Origin of the sequence: Actinopolymorpha sp. B11F2 (assembly GCF_040195635.1) — a bacterium.
GTDB lineage: Bacteria > Actinomycetota > Actinomycetes > Propionibacteriales > Actinopolymorphaceae > Thermasporomyces.
In genome coordinates this window covers 70,026-82,945 of sequence record NZ_JBEFTX010000010.1, presented here as the reverse complement: position 1 = coordinate 82,945, position 12,920 = coordinate 70,026, and the positions used below count along the sequence as shown (strand labels likewise).

10 protein-coding genes are annotated in these 12,920 nt (G+C 69.9%); 2 read left to right on the top strand and 8 right to left on the bottom strand.

Annotated elements, in window-relative coordinates:
- Nucleotides 1-12 precede the first annotated feature (12 nt).
- Together ABN034_RS18975 and ABN034_RS18970 are read right to left on the bottom strand one after the other, a co-directional pair.
- Nucleotides 13-1,113: an amidohydrolase family protein gene (locus ABN034_RS18975; RefSeq protein ID WP_349692316.1), complete on the bottom strand. Its 1,101-nt coding sequence runs from the start codon at nucleotides 1,111-1,113 to the stop codon at nucleotides 13-15.
- A gap of 33 nt (nucleotides 1,114-1,146) precedes the next feature.
- Nucleotides 1,147-2,256: an amidohydrolase family protein gene (locus tag ABN034_RS18970; protein ID WP_349692315.1), complete on the bottom strand. Its 1,110-nt coding sequence runs from the start codon at nucleotides 2,254-2,256 to the stop codon at nucleotides 1,147-1,149.
- A 361-nt stretch (nucleotides 2,257-2,617) separates the two neighbouring features.
- On the opposite strand from ABN034_RS18970, the gene ABN034_RS18965 reads away from it, so the two are divergent.
- Nucleotides 2,618-3,373, top strand: a complete 756-nt coding sequence (locus ABN034_RS18965; protein WP_349692314.1) for an MBL fold metallo-hydrolase — start codon at nucleotides 2,618-2,620, stop codon at nucleotides 3,371-3,373.
- 8 nt (nucleotides 3,374-3,381) lie between these two features.
- Here ABN034_RS18965 and ABN034_RS18960 read toward each other — a convergent pair whose 3' ends face one another.
- The 5 genes from ABN034_RS18960 to ABN034_RS18940 all read right to left on the bottom strand — a co-directional run bounded on the left by ABN034_RS18960 (nucleotide 3,382) and on the right by ABN034_RS18940 (nucleotide 10,554).
- Nucleotides 3,382-5,691 (bottom strand): glycoside hydrolase family 9 protein, encoded by a 2,310-nt coding sequence (locus ABN034_RS18960; protein ID WP_349692313.1) that lies wholly within the window; start codon nucleotides 5,689-5,691, stop codon nucleotides 3,382-3,384.
- Nucleotides 5,692-5,925: 234 nt separating this feature from the next.
- Complete coding sequence (locus tag ABN034_RS18955; protein ID WP_349692312.1) at nucleotides 5,926-6,693, bottom strand: class I SAM-dependent methyltransferase; 768 nt, start codon at nucleotides 6,691-6,693, stop codon at nucleotides 5,926-5,928.
- Nucleotides 6,694-6,958: 265 nt separating this feature from the next.
- Nucleotides 6,959-7,996 carry an NAD(P)-dependent oxidoreductase gene (locus ABN034_RS18950; RefSeq protein WP_349692311.1) on the bottom strand — a complete coding sequence of 346 codons (1,038 nt, stop codon included), beginning with the start codon at nucleotides 7,994-7,996 and terminating at the stop codon, nucleotides 6,959-6,961.
- Complete coding sequence (locus ABN034_RS18945; protein WP_349692310.1) at nucleotides 7,993-8,967, bottom strand: aldo/keto reductase; 975 nt, start codon at nucleotides 8,965-8,967, stop codon at nucleotides 7,993-7,995. Before ABN034_RS18945 ends, ABN034_RS18950 begins: the two co-directional genes overlap by 4 nt.
- A gap of 60 nt (nucleotides 8,968-9,027) precedes the next feature.
- Nucleotides 9,028-10,554, bottom strand: a complete 1,527-nt coding sequence (locus ABN034_RS18940; RefSeq protein WP_349692309.1) for a threonine/serine exporter family protein — start codon at nucleotides 10,552-10,554, stop codon at nucleotides 9,028-9,030.
- A 303-nt stretch (nucleotides 10,555-10,857) separates the two neighbouring features.
- On the opposite strand from ABN034_RS18940, the gene ABN034_RS18935 reads away from it, so the two are divergent.
- On the top strand, nucleotides 10,858-11,625 hold the full coding sequence (locus ABN034_RS18935; protein ID WP_349692308.1) for an SDR family NAD(P)-dependent oxidoreductase: 768 nt from the start codon (nucleotides 10,858-10,860) through the stop codon (nucleotides 11,623-11,625).
- A 52-nt stretch (nucleotides 11,626-11,677) separates the two neighbouring features.
- Here the strand turns inward: ABN034_RS18935 and ABN034_RS18930 are convergent, their stop codons facing one another.
- Nucleotides 11,678-12,898 (bottom strand): SGNH/GDSL hydrolase family protein, encoded by a 1,221-nt coding sequence (locus tag ABN034_RS18930; RefSeq protein ID WP_349692307.1) that lies wholly within the window; start codon nucleotides 12,896-12,898, stop codon nucleotides 11,678-11,680.
- Nucleotides 12,899-12,920: the final 22 nt, after the last annotated feature.

The window sequence follows — 12,920 nt, the reverse complement described above, 5'->3', positions numbered from 1 at the left end:
TCGACAGTCCCCTCAAGCCAGCCCGTACAACGCCTTGGCGTTCCCGGCGAAGATCTTCTGCCGGTCCTCCTCGGGCAGCCGCACCCGGAACGCGCGGTCCGGGTCGTCGTAGTCCCAGTGCGGGTAGTCGGTCGAGAACATCACCCGGTCGGTGCCGCCGAGGTGGTCGAGGACCTGCAGGATGTGGCGCGGGTCGTGCGGTTCCTCGATCGGCTGGGTGGTGACCCAGAGGTGGTCGCGGATGTACTCCGACGGCGCCCGGGTCAGGTGCGGCACCTCCTCCTTCAGCCGCCGCCAGTGCTTGTCGAGGCGCCACATGAGCGGCGGCAACCAGGCGAAGCCGCCCTCGATCAGGACGACCCGCAGTCGCGGGAAACGCTCGAAAACCCCTTCACAGACAAGGCTCACGACGTGTGCCTGGAACGCCTGCGCCATGTCGGTGTGGTCCTCGATGTAGTACGACGGCCAGCCGGAGGCCGTGACAGGAACTCCGCGGGCGCCGCCGCCAAAGTGGATGCCGACCGGAAGGTCGTGCCGCTCCGCCGCCTCGTAGATCTTCCAGTACTTCCGGCGGCCGAGCGGTTCGGCACTGCGCGCGACCAGCAGGACCTGGACGAAACCGGGATGGTCGGCGAACCGGTCGATCTCGGTGACCGCGAGGTCGGCGTCCTCGTAGGGGATCGCGACGCCGGCACGCAGCCGCGGCTCCTTGTCGAGCCACTCGACGATCTGCCATTCGTTGACGGCGCGGGACAGTGCCGCGGAGTAGTCCGCGTTGAGCTGGGTGCCGGCCGCGCTGAGGCAGTTGAGGATGCCGTAGGAGATGCCCTCGGCGTCAAGGAGCTGTTGGCGCATGAAGTCCAGGTCGCCGCCCGCCGGACGGCCCGACGGTGGCCAGGCGTCATGGCGCGCGGCGGCGGGACTTCCCTTCGGATACAGCGATCCCTGGTGCGTACGCGAGCCGAAGACCGCACCGTGGCGGCGCCACCGCTTCGGCAGGTACGCATCGAGCGCGCCCGGCCAGACGGCGTTGTGGATGTCGCAGTCGACGATCGGTGGCCGGGTCCGCTTCGCGGTGGTGCGGGTCGGGGCCATCGGCGTGGTGGCGGCCATGCGGGGTACTCCGTACTGTCTGACGTCGCTTCGTCAGAACTGGTAGGTGGCGCGGGCGTTGGCGGCGAGGATCGCGCGTTCGAGATCGTCGCGGAGTCCGGTGGGGAGGAGTCCTTCGCCGGAGTCGTACTGCCAGTGCGGGTAGTCGGTCGCGAACAGCAGCATCGTGTCGTCGCCGAGCTGTTCGATGGTCTCGACGAGCTGGCGCGGGTCGGCCGGCTCGTCAAGCGGCTGCGTGGTGAGGCGGATGTGCCTGCGGATGATCTCCGACGGGGGCTGGTCGACCCAGGGGATCTCCCGCCGCAGGCCCTTCCAGTTCTTGTCGAAGCGCCACATCAGGGCGGGCAGCCAGGTGAAGCCGCCCTCGATGAGCACCACCCGAAGCCCCGGGTGGGTCGCGAAAACCCCTTCGCTGACCAGGCTCACGACCTGGGCCTGGAACGCCTGGGCAATGCTTACGTAGTCCTCGAGGTAGTACGACGGCCAGCCGACGGGTGTGATCGGATTGCCGCTCACCCCGCCGGCATGGATCCCGACGGCCAGGTCGTGGCGTTCGGCGGCCTGGTAGATCGGCCAGTAGCGTCGTCTGCCCAACGGCGCCTCCGCGCGCACGGGGAGCAGGACCTGGACGAAGCCCGGATGGTCGCCGAGCCGGTCGATCTCCTGTGCCGCGAACTCCGGATTCTGCGGCGGTACGACGAGGGAAGCGCGCAGGCGTGGTTCCTGGTCGAGCCACTCCGCGACCTGCCAGTCGTTGACCGCGCGCGCCATCGCCAGAGCCCAGTCGTCGTTGTGGATCGCGGAGATCTCGATGCCGCACTGGGTGACCGCATGGCTGGCCTGCCAGTGGTCGAAGACGTACGTACGAAGGAGATCGAGGCCAGCGGTCGTTGTGGAGGACGGGGGTGTGGCCACGATTCCAGGGTGGTGGGAAAGTGGCGCGTTCGGCGGGTACAGCGGCGGGTTGACGGCGCGAACACCGCTCTCCGTCATGTAGTCGCGCCAGCGCTGGTCGAGATGGCGCTCGAGCTGGTCGAACGACGGGACGGGGAGATGGACGTCGCAGTCGATGAGATCCGCGTCGCGCCATCGGTCCGGCCGGCAGAGGAGTGTCGTGTCGCTCGCCTCGCCTGTGTCGAGCATGCCGCCACCCTTGTCTTTTCCGTGCCGGACGCGAGAACCGGTGCGGATGTCGCGCGCTGCGTGGAACGGAAATTCCACGATGCGACGAACGTAGGTATGCGCGTCGCGCGACGTCAAGGGTTCGTACAGATGCGGACACGCTCACGCCGAGAGGATTCGGCCGACATTCTCCTCGGAGAAGAACTCAACCGGCGACGTCACTCCCGCGTTCACCCGAACGAACGCGTCCATCGCCTCGCCGGCGCCACGCAGACCACTCGGCGGCCACCGCGATGGTGGTGACCTTCGAGACTCGTGTGGTCATTGTCGTGTCCCTTTCCTCCGCTGGATGGACCGAAGGCAGAGTTGGCAGACTGTACGGATGGAGATCACGGTTCTCGGCGGCTGCGGTGCGTGGCCGGCGGCCGGGCTGGCGTGCAGCGGCTACCTCCTCGACCATGACGGGTTCCTGTTGCTCGTCGATCCCGGTTACGCGACGCTGCCAAGGCTGCTGGAGCTGGTACCGGCCGAACGCATCGACGCGGTCGCAGTCACCCACAAACACCCCGACCACTGCGCCGACCTCAACCCGCTGCTCCGCGCGCGGGCGCTGCGGGACGACCCCGCACCCGGTCTCCCTGTCCACACGTTGCCAGGTGCGCTGGATGCCGTCCTCGCACTCGACCGTCCCGGAATGCTTGATGAGGCGTACGACCTGCAGGAGTTCGCCGCAGGTGAGGCGTTCGAGGTGGGGCCGTTCGGGATCGAGACGATGCTCCTCCCGCACTATGTTCCCAACGCGGGTCTCCGGATACGCGCCGACGGAGCGACCGTCACCTACACCGGCGACACCGGTCCCAGCCCGTTGGTCGCCGAACTCGCCGCGAGCAGTGACGTGCTGATCGCCGACGCGTCGTACGCCGAGGAGGTGCCGGAGGACTCCGCCGCCTACCTCACCAGTGCGCGGCAGGCGGCGCTCCAGGCAACCGAGGCGGGCGTCGGGCGGCTCGTCCTGACTCATCTGGTGCCCGAAACGGATCCGGACGCTGCCCTCCGAGCGGCCCGCGACGGGTTCGGCGGTCCGATCGACGTCGCGCGCCCAGGGCTGACACTCGACGTCCCGCAGCAGAGCGGCTAGGCCTAGCGCTAGGCGCCGCCCTGGTCGGCGAGGAACGACGCCACCCACGCGAGTGCGGAGTTCCAGTTGATCGCCACCTCGTTGGTGGCGTAGGACTCGATGTGGTCCACGTAGCAGAACTGTGGTGCACAGCCGGCGAGCAGCTCCGCCGCGAACGGGTCCTGCAACGCCGCGTTCGCCCCGCCCGCGAGCGATCCGGCCGGCGGCTTCGGTGTGTTCGGGTCGAGCTGGTGGCCGAAGATCCGGGAGTGCTGGTTCTGCGGTGACTTTGTACCGTAGTCGGTGACGTAGGAGTGGTTCAGCGCGTTTCGGCCGAAGATGTAGTCGACGCCCTGCAACGCACCGTCGCGGTAGTCGGTCCGGCCGGTGAGGTCGTACGCCGTCGCCAACACAACGACGTTGTTGAGGATGCCGCTGTTCGAGCCCCAGTTGTAGAACTCGGCGCGGCCCGGCAACGGCAGCCCGTACGCCTGCCCGTGCAGCGTGTCGAGGTAGCGGTCGGCGGCCGCGACGACGGAGTCGTGGACCTCGCGCCGCTGGTCGGTGGGCAGCCGGCTGGGCACCGTCGCCAGCTGGAGGCGCCCGAGCGCACCCACCGACCCCCAGCTGAAACCGCCGGCGGAGAACACGTCGGCGTCGTGCATCGGCGAGGACAGCACGGCCTTGTGGAAGGACGGCTCACCGGTCGTGAGATACAGCTCCGCCGCCGCCCAGTAGAACTCGTCGTCCACGTTCGGGTCGCCGTACGCACCGCCGCCATTGCTGTCGGCGTCATCGGCGTAGATGTCCGGGTGCGCCTTCGCGGCCGCCCACGCCGTCTTCGCGGCGCCGAGGCAGCGACGCGCGAACTCCCGGTCGTACGGCTTGAACACCCGGGCACACTGCGCGGCCGCGGCGGCGAGGTTCAGCGTGGCGGCGGTCGAAGGCGGGTGCAGCTCACGCAGCTGCGGGTCGGCCTCGGGTTGCAGGGGCAGGCCGGTCCAGTTCTGGTCGTGCATCTTGTGGTGCGCCATCCCCGCCAACGGCTGCCCGGACGGCACCTGCATCCGCAGCAGGAACTCCACCTCCCACCGCGCCTCGTCGAGGATGTCGGGCACACCGTTGCCTCGCTCGGGAACCCGCAGGCGGCCGTCGCCGAGCGGGGCGGTCCGGCCCGTGCGTGCGTGCATGGCGCGTTCCCAGGTGCTGAGCAGCTGGTGGGCGGCGATCCCGCCGTTGACCACGTACTTGCCGTGGTCGCCGGCGTCGTACCACCCGCCGTGCACGTCGAGCGTGTAGTCGCAGACCCCGTCCTGGCAGGGCACGTCGGTGTCGCCCTGGTTGGGCGGGATGCCGACGTGGCCCGCCGGCCGGGTGTACTCCTCGCCGACGAGCGCGCCGTCGATCGGGATGCCGCTGCGCTGGATGTAGAAGAACTGCAGGGAGTCCGACCGCAGTCTTTCGTACGCCGAATCAGTGATGACGAACGGATAGCTCGTCTCGCCGTCCACGGTCAGGGTGTAGCCGGAGCCGCGGCCGCGGTAGGAGCTGAAGTCGATCGTCGCGACGTTCTGCTCGGACGCCGCGTCGACACCGCGCGGGGTGGACGATCCCTCAGCCACCGTGCGGCCGTTCGCGTCGCGAAGCTGCCAGGGGAGTGCGTCCGTCGCGTCGGTCACCACCGTGGCGTTCTTCGGCCCGTCCGGCAGATATCCGACCTGGTTCACCCGCACGCGCGGGCCCGTGTCAGGCACATACACCGGCGGCTCTCCCCCACCCCGCAGCGAAACGTCGTCCAGGCAGAACGTCCACGGCTCAGCCGCTCCGCCGACCTGTAGTTGGACGCTACCGGCCGTGGTCTCGGTCCCGGACGTGAACTCGTAGGTGTACGACCCGGCCTCGCCGGTCAGCTCCACCGGTTCGGAGAGTTCGGCGGTGTAGGGCGGGTCAGCGAGCTGGACGTTGGTCCGCACAGTGACGGGCGAGCTGGCCGACGCGGTGAACGACAGGGTGTACGACGCGCCGTCCTCCAGGGCGATGCCGTTCTGCCCGACGATGACGTCCCACGGGTTGGCGGTGCCGCCGGGGACGGTGGTGCACAGGCGGCCGTCGACGATCTCGGCCGGCGCGTTGCCGGTCCACCACCAGGGGTCGGTGCCGTCGTCGAAACCGCCGTTCTCGACCTGTTCGGTGCCCTCCGCAGCCGTGGCTGCCGTGGTCGTCCTGGGGGCCTCGGCCGCTTCGGCCGCTCCCGCGGCGCTGGTCGAGCCGGCCATGGCGGTCAGGGGGAGGGCGCAGGCCAGCAGGACGGCGGCGTACCGCCTGGTTGCACCGATCATGGAGTTACTCGGGTCATGCAAGCGTCCTTTGCGGTCCGCATCCCCCGTCGTCACAGCGTGGCGCGAGCGGTGCCCGCTGAGGGGACGCTCGCGCCGTCGCTGATGGTGGCAGCCTGGCTCCGGGCTGTCAATTCCGTCCTGGTCCGGCCGGAGGTGCATGATCATGCGCGACAAACCGGGCGTTTGCGGCATCGAGACGCCCAGCTTTCCGCGCATGATCATGGTCGCGGCACGTCAGTCGAGTCTGTCTCCCACCCGTGGTTTCGTCGCCCGGATGAGGTACCGGTGGTCGTGCGTGACGAATCCACCCGTCCCGCGGATGTGTGCGTCGAGCCGGCGTAGTGCCACGTCATACGTGCGTACGTCGAAGTCGTCGATCGTCCACGGCACCGCCCGCAGCTGATAGACGACGGCCCCGATGTCGCCGAAGACGTAGGCCGGCATCTCCTCCCGCGCCTCGTCCACCCGGAAGCCCTGTGCGCGCAGCGCAGCGATGGCGAGGTCGCAGGTTTCCGCGTCCGGGTCGACCGACCGCGGCGCGCCGAGCGCGGCGTTGAGCTCGGCGCCGTTGCGGCTGCCGACCTGCTGGGTGAGGAACACACCACCTGGTGCGAGAGCGCGCCACGTCTCGGCGGCGTCGAGCCAACCGTGCCGGTTGAGTACGACGTCGAACTCGCCGTCGGCGACGGGAAGCCGGCCGTCGTCGGCGTACCGGACTTCGACGCCGAGCGGTTCCAACCGTCGTCGCGCGACGGCGAGGTTGGGCTCCCACCCTTCGAGGGCGACCGTGTACGCCGGCAGGGGGCGCAGCCCAGCGAGTTGTTCACCGCCGCCGGTGTCGATGTCGAGCAGCCGAGCCGCGTCGGCGATGGCGGCGCGAGCGAGCTCGGGGTAGGACCACGACAGGTCCTCGCCCGTCGTGCGGTCCCGGAGCCAGCTGAAGTCCCAGCCCTCGAAGGGCGCGGCAAGGGCCTCGGCCACGAGTTGTTCGTACGGTTCCATGGGTGATCACCTGTTCTGGTGCAGATACGTGCGAGGGAATCGGTGAGCGCGGAGCGGTCACGCGCACCTGCCGACGGACATGCGACTGCCCCCACGTGGCGGCGCAAGGCCAGAGCCACGGGGGTGCGGATCAGCCGCTATCTCGCACGCCTGGCAACCTACGGGTCCCGTTGGCGTCCCGGCAATGGACTTTGGACTCGGCGGCCTTCGTCACACCGCGCAGGGTGTCGACGTCCTACGTCTGGATGGTCGGATCGCGGGCGTGTCAGCGGAACTTCGCGAGGATCGCGCGGGCGAACGCCTCGTTTGCCTGCTTCGTCCGGCCGGCGTTGTGGGGCGTGTGGACCACGTTGTGCCGGGCGAGCAGCGGATCGGACAGCGGCAGCGGCTCGACGTCCCACACGTCGGCCGCCAGGGCGATCTCGTCCGCGAGGACCCGCCGGCGGATGGCCGCCATGTCACAGATCAGCGCGCGCGTCACGAGCACGACGAGACAGCCCGCCGGCAGGGCGTCGATGTGGTCGGCGGTGACGAGCCCTTCGGTCGACGGCAGCAACGGCACCATCGGCGCGAAGATCTCCGCGTCCCGCACGAGCCGGTCGAGGTGGTGCTCGCGGCGGGCGCCGGCACGGTGGAAGCAGGGCTCGCTGGCGTACGGATCCCACGCGGCGACCTCGGCACCCAGCGCGGACACGAAACCGGCGTACCGGCTGGCGATGTTGCCCGCACCGACGATCCGCACCCGGGCGCCCGCCACCGTGCCGCCCGTGAACCGCGGGTCGTCGCCGTACTGCCCGCCCCGCGCTCCGGGGCGCGGCACACCGCCGGGCGGGCTGTAGTCCCACGGCGCCAGGTCGGTGAGCATCTCGTGGTGCAGTTGCGGGATCCGCCGCAGCCCGCACAGCGTCAGCGCGAGCCCGAACTCCGCGACCGACTGGCCCCAGAAGCCTTCGCTCTCGTGGCGGTGGACCTCGACTCCACGGGCGCGCAGCAGCTCGGCCGGTTCGGTGTTCTCGCCGTACGCATCGAGCAGGGCGGCCTCGCGTAGGCCCGCGAACGCCTCGACCGACTCCGGCGTGAACGGCGCCCCGAGGACCACCAGCCGGCGTACGGTCGCGGGATCGCGGATGGCCTCGTGCACCGGCCGGGCGTCGTCGACATCCAGGCGTACGCACTCCAACGGGCGCTGGCCGGGCGGCCACTGGAGGCGGAACGCCTCGGCGACCCAGGGCCAGTGGCCGTCGAAGGTGGCGTGCGAGACGAGGACGTCGCGCCCGGACTCCCCGAGCACTGGCACCGTCACCGCAGGCCGAGCTGCTTCAGGATCTGGTCGATTTCCGCCATCTCCTGCGCACCCAGCGGACCGTGCGCGATCGCGCCGGCGTTGTCCTGGGCCTGCGCCACCGTCCGGATCCCGGGGATGGGCACGAACGCCGGGCTGCGGGCGAGGAGCCAGCCGAGCGCGCCCTGCGCGAGGGTGCGGCCACCGGAGGTGAGGATGTCGCGGATGCGGTCGAGGGCGTCGAGGGTGCGCCCTTCCTTGCCGGAGAAGTCGAAGCGTCGGCGTACGTCGTCGGCGGCGAACGTCGTCTCGCGGGAGAACTTCCCGGTGAGCGCGCCCATCGCGAGCGGACCGCGGTTGATGCCGGCGAGCCCAGCGGACTCGAGCAACTCGACCATGGCGGGGTTGTCGTCGATCACGTTGGCGTGCAGCTGGATCGCGGCACAGTGCGGACTGCGGGCGAAGACCTTCGCGCGCTCGGGGTCGTCGGTGCTCCACCCGAACGACCGAATCTTGCCCGCGTCGACCAGCTCCTCCAGCGTCGCCACCACGGTCTCGGCCTGCACGGGGTCGTAGTCACCGATGTGGAACTGGTAGAGGTCGATCACGTCGACGCCGAGCCGGGCCAGGCTCGCGTCGCACTGCTCGCGGATCGAGGCGGGCGAGGCGTCCCGGCCGATGGCCCGCTTGGCCTCCTCGTCGAAGAGGTTGCCGAACTTCGTCGCGATGACCACCTCGTGCCGCCGGCCTGCGAGCGCCCGCCCCACCACGCGCTCGCTGTGCCCGGCGCCGTAGATGTTGGCGGTGTCGAAGAACGTCACCCCCGCGTCGAGCGCGGCATGGATCGCCGCGACCGACTCGTCGTCATCGACCTTGCCCCAGCCGATCGGATTGCCGTCGCGGAACGCCGGACCGCCGATCGCCCAACAGCCGAAGCCGATCGGGCTGACCGCGAGACCGCTGCGTCCGAGGGTGCGGGTGGTGCTCGTCATCGTCATACTCCTGCGAGGTCGGGGACTTCCATCCTTTCCTACTCCCTTGGAACTGGTCAGCTAGCTCCCGTACCGGGCTCCGGCTGGCCGATCGCGGCGCACCCGGCGCGAGCTCAGCCGACGCGTGCTGACCCGGCGTGGGCTCACGCGGAGGGGTCCCACCATGCGGGGACCGGCATACCGGCGTTCTCTCCGGGAGAGCTGTCGACGCAGCGGCTGGCCGAGGAACTCACCGAGGATCACGCCCGCCGCCAGCGCCAGCGCATCGGTCGCCGCGTGCAGGAGACCCGTGACGCCGCTGATGCTGTCGCCGTGGGTCAGCTGCAGCATCGCGCTGTAGATCGTGAGGCCCGGCAGCATCGGGATGATCGCGGGGAGTACGACGGTGAGGGCCGGCAGTCGCCGCCGCGTCGCGAACGTGTAGCCACAGGCGCCGATCCCGACGGCGACGAGCGCCCGTGCCATCGACGGTGACGTGAGGACCTGGTTGAGCGCCAGGAACGCGGTGTACCCGGCGCCGCCGAGTCCGAAGGCGGTGGGGAGCAGCCGGAGCGGTGCGTACACCCCGACCGCCATGGCCGCCGCGACGATCCCGGCCGAGGCGAACCGGTACGGCAGCCCGCTCACCGTGAACGGCGCAGGCGGCTGTACCGGCATGGTGATGCCCAGCTCCCGGGCGACGACGAGCGCCATCGCCACACCGCCAGTGATGCCGGCAGCGAGGATCAGCACCTCCATCGCCCGGCCGGCGGCGGTGACGACGTACCCCGTCAACGCGTCCTGGACGCACGACAACAGCGCGAGTCCGGGCAGCAACAGGACCACGCCGGCCGCGACCACCAGGGCCGGTTGCACCGAGACGCCGGTGGCCGTCAGGACGGCCGCCACCGCGGTCGCGATGGCGGCGCCGACGAAGTTCAGGTAGAAGTCGGGGACGTTGCGCCGGGCGAGACGCCGGCCGATCCGGTCGATGACCACCGTCGCGCAGAACGTGATCAGCGCGAGGAGCCAACCCCCACCCAGCTGCACCGCGACCGCGCTCGCCAGCACGCCCCATGCGCAGGTGACGACCCATCGGGGATAACGCTTCGCGGACCGGACGATGGTGTCCAGGCGTACGTACGCCTCCGCTGGTGTCAGCGTGCCCTCGGTCAGTCCCAGCACCATCTCGTGCAGGGCGGCGAGGCGGTTGTGGTCGACGGCGCGGACCCGGACGTTGCGCAGGTCGGTGACCGGCAGCTCGGACTCGCCGACGGCGACGGAGACCAGCACCTCGGTGTGGGTGACGGAGGCCTCGGCGCCACGGAGCCCCAGTGCGGACGCGCAGGCGACGATCGACGCCTCGACGTCCACCGCTCCCGCACCGCTGCGCAGCAGCAGCTCCCCGAGCCGGAGCAGGAAGTCGAGGGCCCGTCGCAGGTCGGGTCCGCAGTCTCCGTCCGGCATCCGCACGACGTACGGCGAACGTCGCGGGGGTTGGTCCGTGGGGTCCTCCCGGCTGAGCACGGCGTCGGCCGCGCGGCGCAGTCGGGTACGCAGCTTGGGCCGGGCGGGCGTGTCCGCCTCGCTCTGGCCGAGCACCGGCATGCGATTCACCTCCGTACGTACGGACGAACATCTGAGAGCTTTCCCACCCGCCCAGTCCCGGAACACGCCCGGAACGCCGACCACGGACAGGTCCGGTGTGGGTTCGTTGGCGCGGGGCCCTAGCCGAAACTGGTCACACAGGTCGGCATCGACTGGGGCCTGATGTCGGCCGCTGGTGTCCTGATGATCCCCACGCTGCTGTTCGTGTGGTTCGCTCAGGGCTACCCGGTCAAGGGCCTGGCCGCGGGCGCAGTCCGGGGCTGACCGGAACCCCGGGGAGAACCCAAGGAAGGAAGGGAACCCATGGACCTGTCGCTGGATGGAAAGGTCGCCATCGTCACCGGAGCCGCGTCCGGTCTCGCCCGCGCGGTTGCGACCACTCTGGTGGCAGAGGGCGCGCGGGTCGCGGGCGCGGACCTGAACGAGGCCGGGGTGCGGGATGTGATGTCCGACCTCGCGGCCGGCACGGACAGTGACTCCTGTCGGGGGTACGGGGTCGACGTCAGCTCGCGGGAGGACTGGAGGTCCCTGGTGTCGTCGGTCGAAAACGACCTCGGCCCGGTCGACATCCTCTGCAACATCGCCGGTCCGGCACCGGCGCCGGGGAGCGGTCATCTCGACACCGACGACGCCGAGTGGACGCGGCAGATCAACGGCCACCTCACCGGCGTCTTCCTGGGCTGTCAGACGGTGCTGCCGGGAATGATGGAACGAAGGTACGGCAAGATCGTCAACATGTGCTCGTTCACCGCGCACGGGACGGTCGCCAACATCCCCGGCTACGACGCGGCGTTCGGCGGGATCCTCGCGTACACGAAGGATCTGGCGCGCTTTGCGGCGCCCCACAACGTCAACGTCAACTGTGTCTCGCCGGGCAACATCGAGACGCCGATGACCCAGGGCTGGATGGCTCAGCCCGGTGCCTACGACGCGCTGCGCGAACGCACGCTGATCGGCCGCGTCGGCCAGCCCGACGACGTAGCCAACTGGGTGGTCTTCCTGGCCTCGGACCGTGCCCGGCACGCGGTTGGCGTCGAGATCAACGTGTCCGGCGGCCAACTGCTCGCCTGAAACGCGTCCGCGGCGACTTCGGTGCTCGCCTGAACGTCGTCGCTCATCGGGTTCATGCGAGGTGTTCGGCGCGGACGGGGGGAGCGGAGGCATCGGTCGCGTACGAAGGCGGCCCCGGCTGGAGCCAGCGCACGAAGGCGGGCTTGACCGCGAAGGCGAAGTAGTGGTTTCCAACCGGGCTGTAGTGGCCGCCGTCGATGTAGTGCCGGTCGACGTACTCGTCCGGCGTCGTCGTGTACGCCGCATAGTCCGCGACGTGGATGGTCAGCGAGTCGACGTAGGCGATCCCCTCCTCGTCGAGGAGTGAGACGAACTCCGCGTCGGGACGTGGCCTTCCCGCGCACGCGTCGGCGACGGCATCACCGGGATAGCTCAACAGAACAAGCAGTTTCTTGCCCTGCTCGGCCAACGCGCTGCGCATCCGGTGGAGCAGGATGATCGAGGCACGGAACGCGCAGCGGTCGTAGAACTCGGTTGCCGCCCGTTCCCGGTCCGCCTCGCTGGTGAGATCGAGGGAGAGCCCGAGGGCGGCGGCGGTCTCGGTGTGCTGGGCGAGGAAGTCGAAGTCCCCGGTCCGCTGGCCCACGAGCAGCTGCACCACAAGATCGTTGTCGTACGAATCGATGAGGAAGTCCCGATCGCACAACTGGTAGAGGGATTCCGGCGTGGGGCAGGAGTTCGGGCGCTCGACGAGCCGGCCCGCTCCGTCGAACCGCACATGCACCCAGGGGTTCGCGTGGAACATGCTCGTCCGCTGCGAGCGGTGCATCTCCCACCAGCCGTTGCCGACGCGCAGCCGCCGATAGGCGTCCAGGCTGCGATAGTGGTCGTCGAGCAAGATGTTGAACACGACGTAATCGGCACCCGCGTCCGTGGCCTCAGTCCGCCGCAGCCGACGGTAGGCCTGGTGGACGCCGAAACCGCCGACCCCGAAGTTGCGGATCGGCTCACCGAAGTGCCCCGCGAGGTACTCCTGCCAGGTCTCGCCATCGCTGACCTGGTGGCACTGGGTGAAACTGTCGCCGTAGGTGTTGATCCGGCAGGGTCGGTCCGCGCCGTTGATGACCCGGCGTTCGCCGAACCCGCCGTACCGGTACGTGCTCACCGCACCGTCGATGCCGTCCTGCACGTCGGACGGATGCGGCAGATATCCCAGCTCGCTGTCGAATCTCGCCCACTTGGGTTCGTCCGGGTCGAGGAACCGGTCGACCTCCTCCCGGTCGACCACGGCGTCGGCGAGGAAGCGGTGCACCTGGTCGGTAAAGCTCGTCATGCGTTCCTCCTCGGCAGGGATT